Origin of the sequence: Streptomyces sp. TRM64462, from assembly GCF_013362995.1 — a bacterium.
Lineage (GTDB): Bacteria > Actinomycetota > Actinomycetes > Streptomycetales > Streptomycetaceae > Streptomyces.
Genome location: NZ_JABWDV010000227.1, coordinates 34,573 through 56,209 on the forward strand (window position 1 = coordinate 34,573; position 21,637 = coordinate 56,209).

The 21,637-nt window shown below is 73.7% G+C and carries 16 protein-coding genes and 1 tRNA gene; 11 read left to right on the forward strand and 6 right to left on the reverse strand.

The window, feature by feature from the left end:
* Window positions 1-153: 153 nt before the first annotated feature.
* The 8 genes from HTZ82_RS10475 to HTZ82_RS10510 all read left to right on the forward strand — a co-directional run bounded on the left by HTZ82_RS10475 (window position 154) and on the right by HTZ82_RS10510 (window position 12,828).
* On the forward strand, window positions 154-831 hold the full coding sequence (locus HTZ82_RS10475) for a small secreted protein (protein WP_175409051.1): 678 nt from the start codon (window positions 154-156) through the stop codon (window positions 829-831).
* Between the two features lie 141 nt (window positions 832-972).
* Window positions 973-2,529 (forward strand): class I SAM-dependent methyltransferase, encoded by a 1,557-nt coding sequence (locus tag HTZ82_RS10480; RefSeq protein WP_175409052.1) that lies wholly within the window; start codon window positions 973-975, stop codon window positions 2,527-2,529.
* A gap of 293 nt (window positions 2,530-2,822) precedes the next feature.
* Entirely contained in the window at window positions 2,823-3,020 is a 198-nt protein-coding gene (locus tag HTZ82_RS10485; RefSeq protein ID WP_175409053.1) for a hypothetical protein, read from the forward strand.
* A gap of 299 nt (window positions 3,021-3,319) precedes the next feature.
* Window positions 3,320-6,184 (forward strand): type I DNA topoisomerase, encoded by a 2,865-nt coding sequence (gene topA, locus HTZ82_RS10490; RefSeq protein WP_175409054.1) that lies wholly within the window; start codon window positions 3,320-3,322, stop codon window positions 6,182-6,184.
* Between the two features lie 172 nt (window positions 6,185-6,356).
* Window positions 6,357-9,608 carry a dTMP kinase gene (tmk, locus tag HTZ82_RS10495; RefSeq protein ID WP_175409055.1) on the forward strand — a complete coding sequence of 1,084 codons (3,252 nt, stop codon included), beginning with the start codon at window positions 6,357-6,359 and terminating at the stop codon, window positions 9,606-9,608.
* Between the two features lie 98 nt (window positions 9,609-9,706).
* Complete coding sequence (locus tag HTZ82_RS10500; RefSeq protein ID WP_175409056.1) at window positions 9,707-10,918, forward strand: DNA polymerase III subunit delta'; 1,212 nt, start codon at window positions 9,707-9,709, stop codon at window positions 10,916-10,918.
* A 108-nt stretch (window positions 10,919-11,026) separates the two neighbouring features.
* On the forward strand, window positions 11,027-12,667 hold the full coding sequence (locus tag HTZ82_RS10505) for an alpha/beta hydrolase (RefSeq protein WP_175409057.1): 1,641 nt from the start codon (window positions 11,027-11,029) through the stop codon (window positions 12,665-12,667).
* An 87-nt stretch (window positions 12,668-12,754) separates the two neighbouring features.
* Window positions 12,755-12,828 (forward strand) — tRNA-Thr (locus HTZ82_RS10510).
* A gap of 69 nt (window positions 12,829-12,897) precedes the next feature.
* Here HTZ82_RS10510 and HTZ82_RS10515 read toward each other — a convergent pair.
* Window positions 12,898-13,875 (reverse strand): diiron oxygenase, encoded by a 978-nt coding sequence (locus HTZ82_RS10515; protein WP_175409058.1) that lies wholly within the window; start codon window positions 13,873-13,875, stop codon window positions 12,898-12,900.
* Between the two features lie 123 nt (window positions 13,876-13,998).
* On the opposite strand from HTZ82_RS10515, the gene HTZ82_RS10520 reads away from it, so the two are divergent.
* The 3 genes from HTZ82_RS10520 (at window position 13,999) to HTZ82_RS10530 (ending at window position 16,600) form a co-directional block, all read left to right on the forward strand.
* Window positions 13,999-15,000 (forward strand): 3-oxoacyl-ACP synthase III family protein, encoded by a 1,002-nt coding sequence (locus HTZ82_RS10520; protein ID WP_175409059.1) that lies wholly within the window; start codon window positions 13,999-14,001, stop codon window positions 14,998-15,000.
* Window positions 15,001-15,104: 104 nt separating this feature from the next.
* Window positions 15,105-15,356 carry an acyl carrier protein gene (locus HTZ82_RS10525; RefSeq protein ID WP_175409060.1) on the forward strand — a complete coding sequence of 84 codons (252 nt, stop codon included), beginning with the start codon at window positions 15,105-15,107 and terminating at the stop codon, window positions 15,354-15,356.
* Window positions 15,353-16,600, forward strand: a complete 1,248-nt coding sequence (locus HTZ82_RS10530; RefSeq protein WP_175409061.1) for a beta-ketoacyl synthase — start codon at window positions 15,353-15,355, stop codon at window positions 16,598-16,600. The genes HTZ82_RS10525 and HTZ82_RS10530 overlap by 4 nt, the downstream gene beginning before the upstream one ends.
* A gap of 12 nt (window positions 16,601-16,612) precedes the next feature.
* Here the strand turns inward: HTZ82_RS10530 and HTZ82_RS10535 are convergent, their stop codons facing one another.
* Genes HTZ82_RS10535 through HTZ82_RS10555 form a run of 5 tightly spaced genes read right to left on the reverse strand, consistent with a single transcriptional unit; the run spans window position 16,613 to window position 21,559 of the window.
* Window positions 16,613-17,323 (reverse strand): hypothetical protein, encoded by a 711-nt coding sequence (locus HTZ82_RS10535; protein ID WP_175409062.1) that lies wholly within the window; start codon window positions 17,321-17,323, stop codon window positions 16,613-16,615.
* A gap of 30 nt (window positions 17,324-17,353) precedes the next feature.
* Window positions 17,354-17,824 carry a hypothetical protein gene (locus tag HTZ82_RS10540; protein WP_175409063.1) on the reverse strand — a complete coding sequence of 157 codons (471 nt, stop codon included), beginning with the start codon at window positions 17,822-17,824 and terminating at the stop codon, window positions 17,354-17,356.
* On the reverse strand, window positions 17,821-19,062 hold the full coding sequence (locus HTZ82_RS10545) for an MCE family protein (protein ID WP_175409064.1): 1,242 nt from the start codon (window positions 19,060-19,062) through the stop codon (window positions 17,821-17,823). Before HTZ82_RS10545 ends, HTZ82_RS10540 begins: the two co-directional genes overlap by 4 nt.
* The gene (locus HTZ82_RS10550; RefSeq protein ID WP_175409065.1) at window positions 19,059-20,459 is read right to left on the reverse strand and encodes an MCE family protein; all 1,401 of its coding nucleotides are present in this window, start codon (window positions 20,457-20,459) and stop codon (window positions 19,059-19,061) included. Before HTZ82_RS10550 ends, HTZ82_RS10545 begins: the two co-directional genes overlap by 4 nt.
* The gene (locus HTZ82_RS10555) at window positions 20,456-21,559 is read right to left on the reverse strand and encodes an MCE family protein (protein ID WP_309235404.1); all 1,104 of its coding nucleotides are present in this window, start codon (window positions 21,557-21,559) and stop codon (window positions 20,456-20,458) included. Before HTZ82_RS10555 ends, HTZ82_RS10550 begins: the two co-directional genes overlap by 4 nt.
* Window positions 21,560-21,637 lie beyond the last annotated feature (78 nt).

Below are 21,637 nucleotides of genomic sequence, written 5' to 3' on the forward strand. Positions count from 1 at the left end.
CGGGCCTCACGCTGCCGGGCCACCGCCGTCGTGAGCCTTGTCTCTCTTGGTGCAAATGGCTGCAATACCTAACATAGCGGGCGTACGACACGCGGATGTCGCCCACTTGGCGTGTATGTTCCGGGGCCGAGAGCCTTGGAAGGGACCGATCCGGTGAACAAGAAGCTTGCAGCCGCACTGTCCGGCGGCGCGGTGCTGGTACTCGTGCTGTCGGGCTGCAGCGACGACGGCGGCGACGACGGCAAGGTGGACGCCTGGGCGAAGACGTTCTGCGACCAGGCGAAGCCGCAGATTCAGAAGCGGGCCAACGCCCAGCAGGCCATCATCTCGACGGCGGCCGACGGCAAGCCCGCCGATGTCCAGGCCGCGGACTCGAAGGCGTTCCAGGACATCGCCGACACGAACAAGGCGCTGGCCAAGGCGGTCCAGGACGCTGGAGTTCCGCCCATCGAGAACGGTGAGCAGCTCCAGCAGGACGCGGTCAAGGAGCTCAACTCGACCGCCACCGCGTACGAGGGTCTGCGGAAGCAGGTCGACGCCCTCGACCCCAAGGACCAGCAGAAGTTCGCGGACGGCCTCCAGGGCGTCGCGGACGGGCTGAAGAAGATCGAGAAGATGGACCAGGACGCGCTGGGCAAGATCCAGTCCGGCGAACTGGGCCAGGCGATGGCCAAGCAGCCCGGCTGCCAGAACGCCGCGCCGTCGGCCCCCACGGCCAAGGCGACCAGCCCGGCGGCGCAGCCCGGCGCGGACGCCTCGGCGTCGCCGTCCGACGGAGCGTCGGCCTCCTCGGCCTCGCCCTCGGCGTCGGCGAGCCGCAAGTCCGACTAGCAGCTCCGACCCGCTGGCAGCTCCGACCCGCTGGCAGGTCCGGCCGGCTAGCAGGTCCGGCCGGCGACAAGCGGCGGCCCGGTTATCCACAGGAAGCCGGGCCGTTCGTCGGATGTCCGTGGCGGCGGTCACAATGAGCATGTGAGTACGACCAGCCAGACCGCCGCCACCCTGCCCGTACCCGACCACGCCGATCGCCTGCGCGCCGCCTTCCTCGCCGCCGGCTTCACCGCCGACGGGCTCCTCGAACGGCTCGGGGCGTCCGCCTACGCCGCGCTCGCCCGCAGCGAGACGGTGCCCGCCCTGCGCGCCACCCGCGGGGAAGGGGCGCTGGACACGCTCGTGCGCCTGTTCCTGCTCCAGCAGCCCGTACCGGCCGAGCAGGCCCGTGCCGCCCTCCCGCTGGACGAGGCGCTCGCCGACGGCTGGGTGATACGGGACACGGGGGCGGACGGAGAAGCCGTACGGGCCACCGTCGACGTACGGCCGTACGGCGGACCGCAGGGCCAGGACTGGTACGTGGTCGCCGACCTCGGGTGCGCCGTGGGCGGCGCCGGCGGGGCGAGCGGCCGCGGCGAGGGCGTGGTCCTCGGCGTGGGCGGCGCGTCCACCACGCTCGCCGGTCTCACCGTACGGACACCCGTCGCCTCGGCGCTCGACCTCGGGACGGGCTGCGGCATCCAGGCGCTGTACGCCACGCAGCACGCCACGCGCGTGACGGCGACCGATCTGAACCCGAGGGCACTGCAGTTCGCCCGGCTCACCCTGGCGCTGTCGGGGGCACCGGAGGCCGACCTGCGGACGGGTTCGCTGTTCGAGCCGGTGGGCTCGGAGACGTACGACCTGATCGTGTCCAACCCGCCGTTCGTCATCTCCCCCGGGGCGCGCCTCACGTACCGGGACGGCGGGATGGGCGGCGACGACCTGTGCCGCACGCTGGTCCAGCAGGCGGGGGAGCGGCTCAACGAAGGGGGATACGCGCAGTTTCTGGCCAACTGGCAGCACGTCGAAGGGGAGGACTGGAAGGAGCGGGTCCGCTCGTGGGTCCCGCAGGACTGCGACGCGTGGATCGTCCAGCGCGAGGTGCAGGACGCGACGCAGTACGCCGAGTTGTGGCTGCGGGACGCGGGGGACCACCGGACGGCGCCCGAGGAGTACGCGGCGCGGTACGAGGCGTGGCTCGACGAGTTCGAGGAACGGGGGACCAAGGCGGTCGGGTTCGGCTGGATCACGCTGCGGAAGCGGACGGCGGGCGCCGAGGGGGCGTCGGTCGTCGTCGAGGAGTGGCCGCACCCGGTCGAGCAGCCGCTCGGTGAGACGGTGAACGCGCACTTCGCCCGCCAGGACTACCTGCGGGCCCGGGACGACGCGGCGCTGCTCGCCGACAGCTTCGTGCTCGCGCCCGAGGTCGTGCAGGAGCAGGTCGGCCTGCCCGGGGCGGAGGATCCGGAGCATGTGATCCTTCGCCAGAACCGGGGCATGCGGCGGGCGACGAAGGTCGACACGGTGGGCGCGGGCTTCGCCGGCGTCTGCGACGGCAGCCTCAGCGCCGGCCGCATCCTGGACGCCATCGCCCAGTTGATGGGCGAGGACCCGGTGCTGCTCCGCGACCGCACGCCGCAGGCGATCCGCCTCCTGGTGGAGGAGGGCTTCCTGGAACCGGCCGAGAAGCCCACGCCCTCGCCGGCGACGGCATGACGTCGGCCGCCTGACGTCTGACGGCCACGCCTGTCGGCCGCCCCTGCCCGCCGCCCGCCTGCCACCGCCCCCGCCCGTCGGGCCGCCCCGCTCGTCGGCCACCCGGCATCCCACGCCCGGGCGTGGGGCTCCGGTCGGGTGAACGGGTGGGGCGGGTCCCGTGCCGTTCACCCGTAATTCGCGCTCCCGACGCCCTGAGGTGTCAGCCTCGGCCCTGGGGGAACCCGCGGCGCCGCCACGGCGGCCCCGCGGGGCCGCCCAGAACCGGGAACACGGAGGGAACGGGGTACGGGATGGAGAGCGGACCGGCCATCTTCGCCGGCACGGCGTTCGTGGTGTTCGGGGCGGGTCTGCTGGTGTGGACCGCGGCCCGCGTGCTGCACCGGGCGCCGGTCGCGCACGGGGTGAACCCCGCGGCGGCGGTCGCGTTCGCGACGACGTTCGGTGCGGTGTGCGTCACGCTCGGGGTGTGGTGCTTCGGCCGGATCTGATCGGTGGCGTGAATCCGGCCCCGCTCTGTGCCCGGCCGTAGCCGGAACGTGGCCCTCCGCGCCTTGAGGGGAGTCCGGGCGGCAGGAATGCCAGAAGTCGGGTTACCGTTCGAGTGGCCGTTGCGGGCTTTCGCCGTTTGACACGGGGGCGGGTTGTACCGTCACACTCCGCAGCGACAGCAGCGTCACAGCCGTGGCGCCGTGCCCGCAGTGCCCGCGGTACGCGCCGTACACCCCGTACGGACGCTCGCACCGCGCCGCACGTGCCACCGAGCGTCGACCGGAGAGAAGAGCGAACGTTGTCCCCGACAAGCGAGACCGCACAGGGCGGCCGCCGGCTCGTCATCGTCGAGTCGCCTGCCAAGGCGAAGACGATCAAGGGCTACCTCGGCCCCGGCTACGTCGTCGAGGCGAGCGTCGGGCACATCCGCGACCTTCCGAACGGCGCCGCGGAGGTCCCCGAGAAGTACACCGGCGAGGTGCGCCGCCTCGGCGTGGACGTCGAGCACGACTTCCAGCCGATCTACGTCGTCAACGCCGACAAGAAGGCCCAGGTCAGGAAGCTCAAGGAGCAGCTGGCCGAGTCCGACGAGCTCTTCCTCGCCACCGATGAGGACCGCGAGGGCGAGGCCATCGCATGGCACCTCCTCGAAGTGCTGAAGCCCAAGGTCCCCGTCCACCGGATGGTCTTCCACGAGATCACCAAGGACGCGATCCGCCAGGCCGTGGCCAACCCGCGCGAGCTGAACAAGCGCATGGTCGACGCCCAGGAGACCCGCCGCATCCTCGACCGCCTCTACGGCTACGAGGTCTCGCCGGTCCTGTGGAAGAAGGTCATGCCGCGCCTGTCCGCGGGCCGGGTCCAGTCCGTCGCCACCCGGCTCGTCGTCGAGCGTGAGCGCGAGCGCATCGCCTTCCGCTCCGCCGAGTACTGGGACCTCACCGGTGTCTTCGGCACCGGCCGCCCCGGCGACCCCTCCGACCCGTCGACCCTCACGGCCCGCCTCAGCAGCGTGGACGGCCGCCGCGTCGCACAGGGCCGCGACTTCGGCTCCGACGGGCAGCTCAAGAACGCGGGCCAGGTCCTGCACCTCGACGAGGCGAACGCCCGCGCCCTGGCCGCCGCCCTCGCCGACACGGCGTTCGGTGTCCGCTCGGTCGAGTCGAAGCCGTACCGCCGCTCCCCGTACGCGCCGTTCCGCACCACCACCCTCCAGCAGGAGGCCAGCCGCAAGCTCGGCTTCGGTGCGAAGGCCACCATGCAGGTCGCCCAGAAGCTGTACGAGAACGGCTTCATCACCTACATGCGTACGGACTCGACGACGCTGTCCGACACGGCCGTCGCCGCCGCCCGCGCCCAGGTCACGCAGCTCTACGGCGCCGACTACCTGCCGGAGAAGCCGCGCACGTACGCCGGGAAGGTCAAGAACGCGCAGGAGGCGCACGAGGCGATCCGCCCGTCGGGTGATCGTTTCCGCACGCCCGCCGAGACCGGACTGACCGGCGACCAGTTCAGGCTGTACGAGCTGATCTGGAAGCGGACCGTCGCCTCCCAGATGAAGGACGCGGTCGGCAACTCCGTCACCGTCAAGATCGGCGGCCGCTCCGCCGACGGCCGCGACGCCGAGTTCAGCGCGTCCGGCAAGACGATCACCTTCCACGGCTTCATGAAGGCGTACGTGGAGGGGGCCGACGACCCGAACGCCGAGCTCGACGACCGCGAGCGCCGCCTCCCGCAGGTCGCCGAGGGCGACGCGCTGACCGCCGAGGAGATCACGGCGGACGGCCACGCCACCAAGCCGCCGGCCCGCTACACCGAGGCCTCCCTGGTCAAGGAGCTGGAAGAGCGCGAGATCGGCCGCCCGTCGACGTACGCGTCGATCATCGGCACGATCCTGGAGCGGGGCTACGTCTTCAAGAAGGGCACGGCGCTCATCCCGTCCTTCCTCTCCTTCGCCGTGGTCAACCTGCTGGAGAAGCACTTCGGCCGGCTCGTCGACTACGACTTCACCGCGAAGATGGAGGACGACCTCGACCGCATCGCCCGCGGTGAGGCGCAGGCCGTGCCGTGGCTGAGGCGCTTCTACTTCGGTGAGGGCGAGGGCGCCGGCGCGCCCGGCGGCGCCGCCGAGGCCGGCAACGGCGACGGCGACCACCTCGGCGGTCTGAAGGAGCTGGTCACGGACCTCGGCGCGATCGACGCGCGCGAGATCTCGTCGTTTCCCGTCGGCAACGGCATCGTGCTGCGCGTCGGCCGCTACGGCCCGTACATCGAGCGCGGCGAGAAGGACACCGAGGGCCACCAGCGGGCCGACGTGCCCGCCGACCTCGCGCCCGACGAGCTGTCGGTCGAGTTCGCCGAGGAGCTGCTGGCCAAGCCCAGCGGCGAGTTCGAGCTGGGCAACGACCCCGAGACCGGCCGCATGATCGTCGCGAAGGACGGCCGCTACGGGCCGTACGTCACGGAGATCCTGCCCGAGGGCACCCCGAAGACCGGCAAGAACGCGGTGAAGCCGCGCACGGCCTCCCTCTTCAAGTCGATGTCCCTCGACACGGTGACCCTGGAGGACGCGCTCAAGCTGATGTCGCTGCCGCGCGTCGTCGGTACGGACGCCGAGGGCGTCGAGATCACCGCGCAGAACGGCCGCTACGGCCCGTACCTGAAGAAGGGCACCGACTCGCGCTCCCTGGAGAGCGAGGAGCAGCTCTTCACGATCACGCTGGACGAGGCCCTCGCGATCTACGCCCAGCCGAAGGTACGGGGCAGGGCCGCCGCCAAGCCCCCGCTGAAGGAGCTCGGCAACGACCCGGTCAGCGAGCGGCCCGTCGTCGTGAAGGACGGCCGCTTCGGCCCGTACGTCACGGACGGCGAGACGAACGCGACGCTGCGCAGCGGCGACAGCGTGGAGACGATCACGCCGGAGCGCGGGTTCGAGCTGCTCGCCGAGAAGCGGGCGAAGGGCCCGGCGAAGAAGACCGCGAAGAAGGCGGCGGCCAAGAAGGCGCCCGCCAAGAAGACCGCCGCGAAGAAGACGGCGGCGAAGAAGACGGCCGCCAAGAAGACGACGACGGCGAAGAAGACGACGGCCGCGAAGACGACGGCGGCTGCCAAGACGACGGCGGCGGCCAAGGCGTCCGCAGCCAAGGCGTCCGCGGACGAGTAGGCACTCACGCTCCGCCGGTCGGCAGGCCGTACGACCGCCCCGGACCGCCGCCCTCGTGGCCGGCCCGGGGCGGTCGTGCGCGCAGGAGCCACGGAAAGTGCGTGCGTCCACGTGTTCGACCCCCGGTAGGCGGGCGCCCCGCTCTGTCGGCGGGGCCCGATAGGCTGAGGGGATGACGCGAGCCGAGCAGCCAGCCGAGCAGCCAACGGTCCTGGGCCACCCAGCGGACGCCGCCGCAGCAGACGCCGACGCCGCCGCCGACGCCGCCCTCGCCGCGGACTCCCGCGAGCGTGCCGTCCGGGCACTCCTGCGCAACCAGCCGCTGCGGCGGCTGTGGAGCGCCCAGCTCGTCGGCGGGATCGGCGACGCCCTGGCCCTGCTCGTCCTGGTGCTGCTCGCCGTGCAGGCCGCCGTCACGCAGGAGACCTTCGGCGGTGGCGTCCGCGGTGCCGCCTTCGCCGTCGCCGCGGCCTTCGGCGCCCGCGCGCTGTCCACGCTCCTCTTCGGCGCCGTCCTGCTCGGCCCGATGACCTCGCTCATCGCGCCCGCCGGGCCGCTCGACCGCCGCTGGACCATGATCGCGGCCGACGGCGTGCGGGTCGCGCTGCTCGTCGTCGCCCCGCTGTGGATCATCTGGACGCCGGGCCAGGCCATGCTGTTCGTCCTGCTCACCGTCTTCCTGGCCGGGGTCGGCGAGCGGTTCTGGACGATCGCCAAGGAGAGCGTCGCCCCGGCGCTGCTGCCCGCACCGCCCCCCGAAGGCGCGGCCGTGCGCCCGCTGCCCGACCACCTGGGCGCGCTGCGCCGGCTCTCCCTCCGTACCGGCTTCGCGGCCATCCCGCTCGCCGCCGCGGCGCTGCTCGTCGCGTCGCTGGCCGCCAGGCTGCTCGCCATGGGCGTCGACTGGTTCGCCACGCACCAGGCGGCCCTCGGCTCGTACGTCGCGGCCGGGCTGTTCGCCGCCTCCGCGTCCGTCCTGGCCGCCCTGCGGCTGCCCGGCACACAGACGCCGCGCCCGCGCTCCCCGCTGGAGGGGCTGCGCCGCCCGTCCAACGGGACCGGCCTGGAGAAGGGTCGTACGGCGGCCATACCCCTGCTCGTCGTCGCCTGCGCCGCCGTCGCCGGAGCCATCGCCTCCGCCGCGGCCGTCGCCGTGCTGCACGGCGCCGAGCTCGGCGGCGGGCCCGCCGCGTACGCGCTGCTCGTGCTGGCCCTCGTCGGTGGTACGGGCCTGGGCATCCGCGGTGCCCGCGCCGTGCTGCCCGCGCTGTCCCGCCGCCGGCTGCTCGCCCTCGCCCTCACGGTGACCGGCGTCGCGCTGCTCGCGATGGGGCTCGTACCCGACACGGCGACCGTGCTGTTCATCGCGCTCACCGCGGGCTTCAGCGCCGGTGTCGCCGCGGGCACCGGGCACGCCCTGATCGACCAGGAGACCGAGGAGTTCCGGCGCCCGCGCCTCACCGAGCACCTCCAGGCGGTCGTCAGGGTCTCGATCGCGCTCGGCGCCCTCGCCGCACCGCTGCTCGCCGCCGCCATCGGCCCGCACCGCCTCGCGGGCGGCGACTTCGTCTTCGCGCACGGCGGCGCCGCGTTCACGCTCATGCTGGTCGGCGCGCTGCTGCTGCCCGTCGCCGCGCTGGTCCTGGCCAAGACCGACGACCGGTCCGGTGTGCCGCTCCGCCGCGACCTTCGGGACGCGCTGCGCGGCGCCGACCCGGTGCAGGCGCCGTCCGCCACCGGGTTCTTCATCGCCGTCGAGGGCGGCGACGGAGCCGGCAAGTCCACGCAGGTCACCGCCCTCGCCGAGTGGATCCGCGGCAAGGGCCACGAGGTGGTCGTCACCCGCGAGCCGGGCGCCACGCCCATCGGCAAGCGGCTGCGCTCCATCCTCCTCGACGTGTCGTCCGCCGGACTCTCCCACCGCGCCGAGGCCCTCCTGTACGCCGCCGACCGCGCGGAGCACGTCGACTCGCTGGTCCGCCCGGCGCTGGAGCGCGGCGCGGTCGTCATCTCCGACCGGTACATCGACTCGTCCGTCGCCTACCAGGGCGCCGGCCGCGACCTGTCGCCGACCGAGATCGCCCGTATCTCCCGCTGGGCGACCGGCGGTCTCGTACCGAACCTGACGGTGCTGCTCGACGTCTCGCCGGAGGCGGCGCGCGAGCGGTTCACGGAGGCTCCGGACCGCCTGGAGTCCGAGCCCGCCGAGTTCCACCGGCGCGTACGGGCCGGGTTCCTGGCCCTCGCGGCCGCCGACCCCGCCCGCTACCTGGTCGTCGACGCGGGCCAGGAGGCCGAGAGCGTCACCACCGTCGTACGTCACCGGCTCGACCGGATGCTGCCGCTGTCCGAGGCCGAGGTGAAGGCCCGGGAGGAGGCGCGGAAGGCCGCCGAGGAGGAGGCCCGCCGCAAGGCCGAGGAAGAGGCCGCCCGGAAGGCCGAGGAGGAGCGCCTGGAGCGCGAGCGCCAGGAGCAGCTCGCCCGGCTGCGCGCCGAGGAGGAGGAGCGCAAGCGCCGCGAGGAGGAGGAAGCCCGCCGCCGCGAGGAGGAGCGGCAGGCGGAGGAGGCCCGCCGGCGCGCGGAGGAGGCGCGGCGCCTCGCCGAGGAGGAGCGCCGGCGGCGCGAGGCCGAGGAGAAGGCACGCCGCGAGGAGCTGGAACGGCAGCGCCTGCAGGCCGAGGAGGAGGCCCGGCTCCGGGCCGAGGCCGAGGCGCGGCGCCTGGAGAAGCAGCGTAAGGCGGAGGAGGCGCTGCTGCGCGCCGAGGAGGCCCGCCGCCGCGCCGCGGAGGAGGCCGCGGCGGCCGCAGCGGCCGCGTCTGCTGCCCCCGCTGCCCCCGCTGCGTCCGCGCAGCAGCAGCCCACCGTGTCGCCGCACGACGTCACCGTGCCCACGCCGGTCGTCCACCCGGACGACATCACGCAGACCGTGCCGACGCCCCGCATCAACATGCGCAAGGACGACGAGCCGGGCGCGGCCGAGGTGCCCGGGGCCGCCGACGAGACACGCCGCATCAACATGCGCAAGGACGACGACGCGCCGGGCGCGGCGGACGAGACCCAGCGCATCAACATGCGCAAGGACGAAGCGCCCGCCGACGCGTCGGCCGATGTGTCCGCCGATGCGTCCGCCGATGTGGAGGAGACGGCCGTGCTTCCTCCCGTACGGGAGGAGGGCCCGGCCGACCGGGTGCCGCCCGGCTTCTTCCGGGACGAGGCACCGGCGGCCGCCGGTGAGGCGGAGCAGTCCGGAGCGAACGACCGGACGCGCGAGCTGCCGCAGGTCGACGAGGGGGGCCGGCCGCGGCGGAACCGCCCCGACTGGGCGGAGGAGACCCCGCTGGACGACCTGCCGACGCTCGCCGACGAACTGCTCGGCCAGTACGACGAGGACGACGACCACCGCGGGGGTGGCGGGCGCCGCTGAGGCGGGGCGCTGTCAGACCCCTGCTCCACAATGGAAAGCCACGCAGGAAGCCACGCAGGAACCCCGGAAGCACCCGCGGAAGAGAGAGGCGGTGACCCGTGCCCGTATGGGACGACCTGGTCGGCCAGGACCGCGTTCAGGCGCAGCTCGCCGCCGCCGCCCGTGACGCGGACGCGCTCGTGACCGCCGACGCGAACGGTACGGCGCAGCCCGACGCCGCCAAGTCGAAGATGACGCACGCGTGGCTGTTCACCGGCCCGCCCGGCGCCGGCCGGGACACCGCGGCCCGCGCGTTCGCCGCCGCCCTGCAGTGCGTCAGCCCCGACCGGGCGCTCGGCGGCGAACCGGGCTGCGGCTTCTGCGACGGCTGCCACACGGCGCTCGTCGGGACGCACGCCGACGTGGAGGTCGTCCGCACCGACCTGCTGTCCATCGGCGTCAAGGAGACCCGCGACCTCGTCCGGCGGGCCCAGCTCTCGCCGGCCGTCGGGCGCTGGCAGGTCATCGTCCTGGAGGACGCCGACCGCCTCACCGAAGGCGCGGGCAACGTGCTGCTGAAGGCCGTCGAGGAGCCCGCGCCCCGCACGGTGTGGCTGCTGTGCGCGCCCTCCATCGAGGACGTGCTGCCCACGATCCGCTCCCGCTGCCGCCACCTGACCCTTCGTACGCCGCCGGTCGACGCGGTCGCGGACCTTCTCGTACGGCGTGACGGCATCGACCCGGACACCGCGGCCGCCGCGGCGCGCGCCACGCAGGGCCACATCGAGCGCGCCCGCCGCCTCGCCACGGACGAGCGGGCCCGCGCCCGGCGCGCCGCCGTGCTGAAGCTGCCCCAGCGCGTCCAGGACGTCGGCAGCGCCCTGAAGGCGGCCCAGGAGCTGATCGACGCCGCAGGTGAGGATGCCAAGCAGCTCGCCGAGGAGACGGACGTCAAGGAGACCGAGGAGCTGAAGGCGGCACTCGGCGCCGCGCAGGGCGGCCGGATGCCGCGCGGCACCGCGGGCGTGATGAAGGAACTGGAGGACAGGCAGAAGCGCCGCAGGACCCGTACGCAGCGCGACAGCCTGGACCTCGCACTCCGCGACCTCACCGGCTTCTACCGCGACGTCCTCGCCCTCCAGCTCGGCTCCCGCACGGCGATCGCCAACGCCGACGTGCGGGACGTGGTCGACCGGGTCGCGGGCGGGTCGACGCCCGAGAGCACGCTGCGCCGGATAGAGGCGATCCTCGCCTGCCGCGAGGCCCTGGACCGCAACGTGGCGCCGCTGCTGGCGGTGGAGGCCATGACGATGGCCCTGCGCGCGGGCTGAGCCCCACGGGGCGCCACCCTCCGGGCTCACCCACCAGGCTCACCCACGCGGCTCACCCGAACGGGCGCGGTCTACTGCGGACCGTCACCGCGCGGCTACGCTCCGGGAATGCGCCCCAGCACCCCCCACAGCTCCAGCCACGCCGCCCCCTCCGCCGGCACCACCCCCAGCGGCGACACCCGCCCCAGCCGCAACCGCCTCCGCAGGGCCACGCTCGTCGTCGCCGCGCTCGCCCTGTTCCTGGCGGGCTGCACCAGCGGCGGCACACCCCCGGCCGCTCCTGCCGCGCCCGCGGCCTCGGGCACAGCCGCGGCGGCCGCCGCACAGGCAGCCGCCCGGTCGGCCGCGTTCAAGCCGTACTACACCCAGCGGCTGAGCTGGCGCGACTGCGGGGTGCCCGGGTTCCAGTGCGCCACCCTCAGGGCCCCGCTCGACTACGCGAAACCCGGCGGCGACCAGATCAAGCTCGCCGTCGCCCGCGTCAAGGCGACGGGCCCCGGCGAGCGGATCGGTTCGCTTCTCGTGAACCCCGGCGGCCCGGGCGGCTCAGCGGTCGGCTACCTCCAGGGCTACGCCGGCATCGCGTACCCCGCGCCCGTCCGCGCCCGCTACGACATGGTCGCCCTCGACCCGCGCGGCGTCGCCCGCAGCGAACCCGTCGAGTGCCTCGACGGACCGGCGATGGACGCGTACACGCAGGTCGACCAGACACCGGACGACACCCGTGAGCAGAACCTGCTCGCGGCGTCCTTCCGGAAGTTCGCGGCGGGCTGCGCCCAGCGCTCCGGCCGGGTCCTGCCGCACGTGTCGACCGTCGAGGCGGCCCGGGACATGGACATCCTGCGGGCGGTGCTCGGCGACGCGAAGCTCACGTACGTCGGGGCGTCGTACGGCACCTTCCTCGGCGCCACGTACGCCGAGCTGTTCCCGTCCCGCACCGGCCGCCTCGTCCTGGACGGGGCGATGGACCCGTCCCTGACCGCCGAGCAGCTCAACCGCGACCAGACCGCCGGCTTCGAGACCGCCTTCCGCTCCTTCGCCGCCGACTGCGTGAAGCAGCAGGACTGCCCGCTCGGCACCGAGTCGCCGCGGGCGGCCGGGGAGCGCCTCCAGCGGTTCTTCGCGCGGCTCGACCGCGAACCCGTCCCCACCGGCCAGGCCCGCCCCCTCGGCGAGTCCCTCGCCACCACGGGCGTGATCGCCGCGATGTACGACGAGGCCGCCTGGCCCCAGCTCCGTGAGGCGCTCACCCGCGCCATGGGCGGCGAGGGCTCCGGCCTCCTCGCCCTCGCCGACACCTACTACGAGCGCGTCGGCGACGGCACCTACTCGAACCTCATGTACGCCAACGCCGCCGTCAACTGCCTCGACCAGCCACCCGCCTTCCGCACCCCGGCCGAGGTCACCGCCGCCGTACCGTCCTTCGAGAAGGCGTCCCCGCTCTTCGGCAAGGGCCTGGCCTGGGCATCCCTGAACTGTGCGTACTGGCCCACCGAGGCCACCGGCGCCCCGCACCGCATCACCGCCGCCGGCGCACCCCCGATCGTCGTCGTCGGCACCACCCGCGACCCCGCCACCCCCTACAAGTGGGCCCGCTCCCTCGCCGCCCAGCTCTCCTCCGGCACCCTCCTCACCTACGAAGGCGACGGCCACACGGCGTACGGCCGCGGCAGCGACTGCGTCGACACGGCCATCAACCGCTACCTGTTGGACGGCACACCCCCACCCCCGGACAAGCGCTGCCGCTAGCGGCCCCGAAAGGGTGTGCACGAGCACCCTCTCCACCTGTGTAGACTTGGGCTCGCTGCTGCACCCGCCAGGCGGAACGTGCAGCATGCCGCCTTAGCTCAGTTGGCCAGAGCAACGCACTCGTAATGCGTAGGTCTCGGGTTCGAATCCCGAAGGCGGCTCCGTTCGAAGGCCCAGGTCGGTTCAGCCGGTCTGGGCCTTCTGCGTGTCTCCGGGGAGAAGCCGGCCGTCTACAGGAAACCCGAGCGGCGCCAGGCCCAGGTGCCGGGTGGGCCCTGGGCGCCGGTGGTGGTGAGGAAGGCGGTCAGGCGGGCGGCGGACCAGCGGAGGGTGGTCCGGCGGTGCGGGCTGGTGCGGGCCTCGCGGGTGGCGCGGCGGGGGTCGAGGCCGACCTCGGCGTAGACCTGCGGGGGGATCAGCCGGCGGGAGACCACCAGGGCGCTCAGGCCGCAGACCAGTCGGGTGGCCCAGCGCTTCGGGCGGGAGCAGGAGGCCAGTTGGCGTTCCAGTTCGGCGCGGGCGTAGCGGATGTGGCGGGACTCCTCGACCACATGGACGCGGCACACGTCCCGTACCACCCGCTGGACGGACGGGTCCGCCATGGCGGCGCGCTGGAAGCGGTCCAGGACCTCCTCGATGATCAGGGCCGCGCTGAACACCCGTACCGGCCCCGCGCCCAGTTGCCACAGGGCCGTACGGAACCGGTCCAGGGCGGAGCGGTGGTGGACCGGGACGGCCAGTTCGCCGATCAGGCGGGCGAACATCTTGGAGTGCCGGCACTCGTCCTCGATCTCCGTCAGCGCGTACCGGACGTGCTGTGCCGTCGGGTCCAGGGGCACGATGTGCCGGGCGAGCATCCGGATCAGCATGTTCTCGCCCTGGAGCAGGGTCCAGGCATGGCTCGCCGCCTCGTGTCGCGACAGCTCCCGCCGCCGCGCGGGGGACATCTCGCGCCACAGCGGGGTGTCGTAGAGGGAGACCAGGTGCGGCGGCAGGAACCACAGGTCCGGGTCCCACGGGGTGCCCCAGGCGACCTCCGTGTCCGGGGGCAGCGTGTGCCGCTCCGAGGCCGTCAGGAGGCGCGCCGCGACGGTCTCCCTGTCGGCGCCGCGGTCGGTGCGGTCGGGGTGTTCTGCGCGGTCGGGGCGTTCGGTGCGGTCGGGGTGTTCTGCGTGGCGTGAGTCGTGCTGCGTCGTGCTCTTGGGCATGTCGCTGCCTCCGGACGAACGGTCGACGCGCCAGGCAGCCCGTCCGTCACTTTGAGTGGTTGGTGGTTGCTTAACGTTACCCTGGTCGTCCGTGTGTGAGCGTCCCCGTTGGGAGAGCGACCCATGAGCTTCTTCAGCCGCATCAGCCAGGTGGCCGCCCACGTTCCCGACGCGCGGCAGACCGGTGACGAGATCGAGGAGCGGCTCCGGGACCGCAACCCCCACCTCTCCGTCCCGTCCGGGCTGCTGCGCCAGCTGTACGGATTCGAGGCGCGGCCCCTCGCCCCGGCCGGCACGCTGCCGTCCGACCTCGCCACCGCGGCCGGGCGCCGGGCGCTCGCGGACGCCGGGCTCACCGCCGACTCCGTCGACCTCCTCCTCTACGCCGGCATCAGCGAGGATGTGGAGGAGCCCGCCACCGCGCACATCGTCGCCGACCGGCTCGGCGTCCACGCCCCGGTCTTCGACGTGAAGAACGCCTGCAACGGGATGCTGAACGGGCTTCAGGTCGCCGACGCCCTCGTCCGGGACGGGCAATGCCGCCGCGCCCTCGTCGTCACCGGCGAGCTCGGCAGCCGCGTCGCCGGCTGGGACGTGCCCGACCGGCGCGAACTCGCCCTGCGCCTGCCCGCGTTCACCACCGGCGACCTGGGCGCCGCCCTGCTGGTGGAGGCCGCCGCGACGCCCGGGATCCTCGGCACGTACTTCACCGCCAACTCCGCCGGCTGGCGCGCCGCCACCCTCGGCAACCCGCACTTCGGCCCAGACGACCCCGCCCACGCCCGCATCCGCATCGACTCCGACGCCCTGCTCGCCTCCTTCGCCGGCATGGAGACCTCCGCCCGGGACGCCCTGCACGCCCTGGGGCACAAGGTCGACGACCTGGCCGTGGTGTGCGTGCACCAGGCGTCCGTGCCGTTCACGCAGGCCTTCTGCGACGCGCTCGGCGTACGGCCCGACCAGATCGCCCTCACCTTCCCGCGCCACGGCAACGCCACCACCGCGAGCCTTCCCCTCCAGCTCGCCGAGGCCCTGGCCGACGGGCGGCTGCGGCGCGGCGACCTCGTCGGGCTCTTCGGCCTCGCCAGCGGCGCCAGCGGCGGCGTCGTGCTCGTGCGGTGGTGAGGCCACTGGCTGCTCTGCTCTGCTCCCTTCTGCTCCGTTCTGCTCCGCTGCGCGCGCCTCTGTCGCCCCTCTGTCTCCCCTCTTGAAAAGGAGAGTTCTCCCCCATGTCCGACGTCCACGACGCCGTCCGTTCCGCTCTCGCCTCCTTCAACGTTCCCGACGACCTCGTCCGGCCCGATGCGACCCTCGCCGAACTCGACATGGACTCCCTGGCCCTCGCCGAGTTCGCCCTGGTCCTCCAGGAGCGGCTCGGCGTCAGGGTCGGCGGCGAGCACGCGTCGAAGTCCACCACCATCGCCGAGGTCGTCGCCTTCCTCGAAGAGCGGTGCGCCGCCGAGCCGGTGGCCACCCGGTGAGCGGGACGACCGTACGGAGGCCCGATGTCGCCGTCACCGGGCTCGGGCTCGTCACGCCCGCCGGGGTCGGCGTGTCCGACACCTGGGAACGCGTGTGCCGGGGTGAGCCGACGGCCGCGTCCGACCCGGACCTCGCCGGGCTTCCCGTCGACTTCTCCTGCCGGGTGCGCGGCCTGGAGGGCCCGAAGGGCTTCGAGCGCGGCATCGGACGGGCGTCCTGGCGCATGGGCCGGTTCGTGAAGCTCGCCGTGCTCGCCGCCCGCGAGGCCGTACGGGACGCCGGCCTCGACCCGGGTACGTGGGACGGGGCGCGCGTCGCCGTCGTCATCGGCTGCGGCATGGGCGGCACCCACAAGTGGGAGGAGCAGTGCCGGCGCCTCCGGGAACAGGGGCCCGATCTCGTCTCGCCGGCGGCCCTGCCGCAGATCATCCCCAACATGGCCGCCGGCGAGGTCTCCATCGACCTGCGCGCCCACGGGCCCAGCCTCGCCACCAGCACCGCCTGCGCGTCCGGCGCCAGCGCCCTGGCCGTGGCCCGCGACATGCTGGCCGTCGGGTCCTGCGACATCGCCGTGGCGGGCGGCAGCGAGGCCGCCGTCAGCCCGCTCACCACGACCGCGTTCCACCGCATGGGCGCCCTGTCCACCCGTACGGGCGACCCGGCCGCCGCCTCGCGGCCGTTCGCCGCCGACCGGGACGGGTTCGTCATGGCCGAGGGCGCCGGCGTGCTCGTCCTGGAGCGGGCCGACGACGCGGCGGCGCGCGGCCGCCGCCCGCGGGCCCTGCTCGCCGGGTGCGGCACCACCTCCGACGCCCACCACCCGACCGCCCCGCCCGACGGCGCGCCCGGCGCCGAGGCCGCGCTGCGCTGCGCGCTGCGGGACGCCGGCCTCGCCCCGTACGACATCGACCACGTCAACGCGCACGGCACGTCGACGCCGCTCAACGACGCGACCGAGGCCGCCCTCATCACCCGCGCCCTGCCGCACCGGCCGACCGTCACCGCGTCCAAGGGCGTGCTGGGGCACGCGCTCGGCGCCGCGGGCGCGATCGAGGCGGCCCTCACCGTCCTCACCGTCGAGCAGCGCCGCGTCCCGCCGATCGCCAACCTCGAAGCGCCCGCCGTCGAGTTCGACATCGACTGTGTCACCAAGCAGGTCCGTCAGCAGAACGTACGGGCCGCCGTCAGCAGTTCCTTCGGATTCGGCGGGCACAACGTCGTGCTCGTCCTCAAGGAGGCGTGAGCCCACCGGTGTTCACAGCGCGTCCACCGCGCTGACCTTCCAGCCCTCGTCCGTACGGACCAGGGTCATGCGGACGCGGTTCAGGTCGACGCGCGGGACCGTCACCTGGGTGCTGGTCGTCACCTGGTTCATGAAGAGCAGGACCACCGCCTTGTCGGGGGACGCCGACACGACGGACACCGCCGGCGTCGTGTCGCCCGTCGCGGGCTTCGCCACCGTGGCCTTCACCACGCCCTCGTACTTCTCCGCCGTCGGGGCCACCACCGTCCGGGTCGTCTTCGTGTACTCGTCGAGGAACGGGGCCGTGAGGTGGGCGCGGGCCGCCTTGAAGTCGCGGTCCAGGTGGCGGTGGTCGTACGACAGGATGACGGGTGCCGCCTTGCGCGCCGCCGCCGTCGCCGCCGTACGGGCCTCCGCCGTCCGGTGCGCCTCGCGGTACTCCAGGGCCAGGAGGGCCGTACCCGTCAGGGCCGCCGCCGTGAGGACGGCGAGGGCCGGCGTGACGATGCGGGCCAGTGGGCGGCGGCGCTTCGCTGATTTCGGTTCCGGGGTTTTCGGGTCCGCGGCTTCCGGGTCCGCGGCTTTCGGTTGCGCTGTTTTCGGTTGCGCTGCTTTCGGTTCCGCGGTTTTCGGTTCGGGAGTGGTCGGTTCCGTTGTGCGGGCCTTTTCGGCGCGCTTCGCCGCTGCTCGGGCTGCTGCTGCCACGCGGACGGGCTGGGGCATGGGGGGCTCCTTACGAGAGGGGGCGGGCGCTCAGCCGACGAACTCGACGTTCGACGTGAGCCAGCGGCCGCCCTCGTACACCAGGTCCAGCTGGAGCCGGTAGTTGCGGGACGTGCCCTGCGGGGCCGACACGTTGGTGACCTTGCTGTCGGCGACCACCAGGACGCGGGCGCTGCGCGCGTCGGAGCGGACGATGCCGGCCTCCAGGACCTGGCCCTCCGACACCGACTTGTTGGCCGCGACCAGCTTCGTCAGCTCCGCCGTCTGCGCCGCGAACTGCTCGGCGAAGTCGCCGGTCGCGCCGCTCAGGACGTTCTTGCTGTCCCGGTCGTAGTGGCGGTAGTCCAGCGACGTGAAGTTGAGGGCGGACTGGCGGGCGGCCGCCAGGACCGCCTGGTCGCGGGCGTCCGCCTGGCTCCGTTCACGGACCTCCACGCCGAGCCAGGCCGACGCGGCCGTCAGCGCCGCGGCCGCCAGCCCCAGCGCGATACGCGTCCTCATGCCATCGGTCCTACGAGCAGCCATTGCCACGAGTCCTTTCCGAACGCGCTCTGCTGTCCGCCCGTCGAGCCGACGCGGACGGGTTTCATCGAGCCAGTACTCCGGGTGCTCCCGGTGCTCTCAGTGCTCCCGGTCGCCCCCGGGACGTTCTGGGCGCCGCGTACCGACGTGTCGCCGCCGCGCGGGGCGGTGCAGCGGGCGCCGGTGTTGGCCGGGCGGTCCGCGGTGTCGGCGGGGTCGCGCCACCGCGTACCGCCGTAGCCCTGGCGGCAGGGCGGCGGGTCGTCGGCGTTCAGCACCATGCCGAAGTGCGTCGTACCGTCACCGGGGATCACCGTGTAGCTGCCCGCCACGACCACCGGGAAGGTGACCAGCATCTGCTCCACGCCCGGCAGCCGCGCCATCGTGATCTGGCCGCCGCTGATCAGGTTGCCGAGGAGGACCGGGACGTGGGGGCGGTTGTTCCGGAGCAGCCCGTCCAGTTCCCGGGACGCCGACGTGCCGTTCTTCATCAGGGCGCGCAGGTCGCCGTCGCTCTTCTTCAACTGCTCCGTCAGCGCCGCCAGGTCGCGGGAGAAGGACCTGATCGCCGAGCCCTGGTCCGCCTGGGTCTTCAGTGCGGTCTTCGAGTCCTCGATCAGCCGGATCGTCTGCGGCAGCGCGTCCGTCGCGGAGCCGACCAGCTTGTTCCCGCTGTCGACGAGCCTGCTCAGATGCGGGCCCGTGCCCGCGAACGCGGCGCCCAGCTCATCCACCGTGATCTTCAGGTCGCCCTTGTCGACCGAGTTCACCAGGCGGTCCAGGCTGAGGATCAGCTCCGTGGTCGGCGCCGGCGTCCGCGTACGGTCGCGCGGGATCGTGCTGCCGTCGCGCAGGTACGGGCCGCCCCGGCCGCGCGGCTGGAGGTCCACGTACTGCTCACCGACCGCCGAGCGGTTGGCCACCACCGCCACCGTGTCCGCCGGGACGCGCGTCCCGTCCTCCAGGTCCAGGGCCACCGACACACCGTCGTCGCCGCTCAGCCGCAGTTCCCCGACGCGGCCCACGGGCACGCCCCGGTACGTGACTTCGGCGCCCTCGTAGATGCCGCCCGACGCGCCGAACTCGGCCCGTACGGTGTAGCCCCGGTCCAGGACGCTGTCCGCGAGGCCGGTGTACTCGGCGGCGACGTACGACACGCCCAGCGCCGTGACCGTCGCGAAGGCGAGGAGCTGGGCCTTGACCGTCCTCGTGATCACAGGCCCAGTCCCTTCAGGAGGAGTTCCGCGAGGGCGGGGTGGATGCCGTGGGCCGCCGCCCCGCCGTCTGTGGACGAGTACGAGTACGAGTGCGAGGACGAGTGCGCGTGCGCGTGCGACGCCTGCGTGCCCGTGCACACCGGCAGGCACAGGTCGCCACCACCCCCGCCACCGCCCGGCAGCCCGGGCGCGTCCGGCTCGCCCGGCACCGTGGGCGCCGGCGGCACGGCCGGCGCCGACGGGGCGCCCGGCAGGTCCGGGGCCACCGGGAGGTCGGGGACGCCCGGGACGTCCGGCGGCTGCGGCGCGCCCGGTACGGAAGGCTCCCCGGGAGCCGCAGGAGGCTGCCCGCCCGCCAGGTTCCCGTACAGGCTCCGGAAGTCCAGGTCGGCGGTCACCTTGAGGTTCACGAAGTCGCCCTTGATCGCGTCGACGACGTTCCTCGGGAACGGATACGTCGTCAGCATCTCCAGCGCGTTCGGCAGGTCGTCGCCCGCCTTGTTGAGCTGCTGGAGGATCGGCTGGAGGCTGCGGAGGTTGGCGATCAGGTCGGCGCGCGAGGAGTTCACGACGCGCGTGCCCGTCTTTCCGAGCTCCGACAGCGCGGTCAGCATCGCCGTGAGCTGCTTGCGCTGGTCCGCCAGGACCTTCAGCGCGGGCGGCAGGGTGTCGAGGGACTTCCCGATCGTGGCCTTCTCACGGCGCAGCGTGGCCGCCAGCCGGTCGAGGCCCTTCAGGGCGCGGACGATGTCGGCGCGCTGCGCGTCGAGCCCGCCGACGAACGTGTCCAGCTCCTTGAGCAGCGACTTGACGCGGTTCTCGCGGCCCTCCAGCGCCTTGTTCAGCTCGACGGTGATCGTCTTGAGCTGGGCGACGCCACCGCCGTTGAGCAGCGCCGACAGGGCGGACAGCACCTCCTCGATCTCCGGGTTGCGGCCGCTGCGGGCCAGCGGGATCACCGCCCCGTCCGCCAGCCGCCCCACGGGCGCAGCGCGCGTCGCGGCTGCCGCCCCCGCTGCCCCCGCCGCCCCCGCTGCCCCCGCCGATGGCGCCTCCAGCGCCACGTACTTCTCGCCGAGCATGCTGGTCTGCCGCAGTGAGGCGACCGCGTCGGCGGGCAGCTTCACGTCGCCGTCGATCCGCAGCCGTACGCGCGCGTGCCACCCGTCCAGCTCGACCTTCTCGACGGCGCCGACGGTCACGTTGTTCACCTTCACCGTCGACTGCGGTACGAGGTCGAGCACGTCCCTGAAGTGGACCGTGACGCGGTACGCGTCGCCGTCGGCGGCCGCGCCGCCGGGCAGCGGCACGTCGTACAGGCCGTTGAACTCACAGCCGGTGAGGAGGAGCGTGGCGGCCGCCGCCCAGGCGGCCGTCCTGCGCCGGTACGAGGTCATGCACGGTCCTCCAGGAGTCCGCCGAGCGTCTTGTCCATCGAGGTCACGCCACTGCCGGCGGCCCCCGGGAGCCGCTGCTGCGGCAGGGCGTCGAACAGCGACTTCAGGTCCGCGCAGTCCGCCTTCTCGCCCGCCGTCCTGAGGAGCGAGCAGAGCAGCGCCGCCGGGTCCTGCGGCTGGTCCGGGTTGCTGCGCGTGTCGAGCGTCCCGGACCCGGGGTTGTAGGCGTTCTGGAGGTTGGACAGGCCGGCCGGGGCGACGTCGAGGAGCTCGGCCAGGGCCGCCCGCTGTGTGACGAGCACCCGCGTGATCTTGCTCAGGCCCTTCACGTCCGCCGTCAGCGCCTTCTCGTTCTCCTTCACGAACGCGGACACGTCCGCGAGCGCCGCCGCCAGATGGCTGAGCGCGGCCGCCAGGTCGTCGCGCTCCCCGGCCAGTTGCCCGGCCACCTTGGCGAGGCTGCTGTTGAACGACCGGATCCGCGCGTCGTCCGTCGCGAGCGCCGCCGTGAACACCTGGAGGTTCCGCACCGTCCCGAACAGATCGTCGCGCCCGTCCGACAGGGTGGTGACCGCCTGCGACAGGTCCTCGACCGTCCGGTGCAGCTTGGCGCCCTGCCCCTGGAGGTTGTCCGCGCTCACCGCCAGCAGCCGCGACAGCGACCCGTCCTTGTTGGCGCCGCGCGGGCCCAGCGCGTCGGCCGTCGTACGGAGGCTGTCGAAGACCCGGTCCAGCTCGACCGGCACCGCCGTACGGTGCTGCGGGATCACCGCGCCGTCGCCCAGCGCGGGGCCGCCCCGGTACACCGGCAGGAGCTGCACGTAACGGTCGCTGACGACCGACCCGTTGACGATCGCCGCCCGCGCGTCGGCCGGGACCTTGCGGTGGCCCTCGTACGCCAGCTCGACGCGCACCCGGTCGCCCTCCGGCGTGATCGCCTTCACCTCACCGACCCGCACGCCCAGCACGCGCACGTCCGAGCCGGGGTAGATGCCGACCGTGCGCGGGAAGTACGCGGTCACGGTCACCGTGTCGGGGCGCGGCCACAGGGCGACGGCGGCGACGCCCGCGACCAGCGCGAGCACCACCCCGAGCGCCACGCCACGGCGGCGGGGGCGCAGGCGAAGGCGCAGGCCCAGGCGGGGGCGCAGGCGAGGGGGCAGGCCGGGGCGCACGCG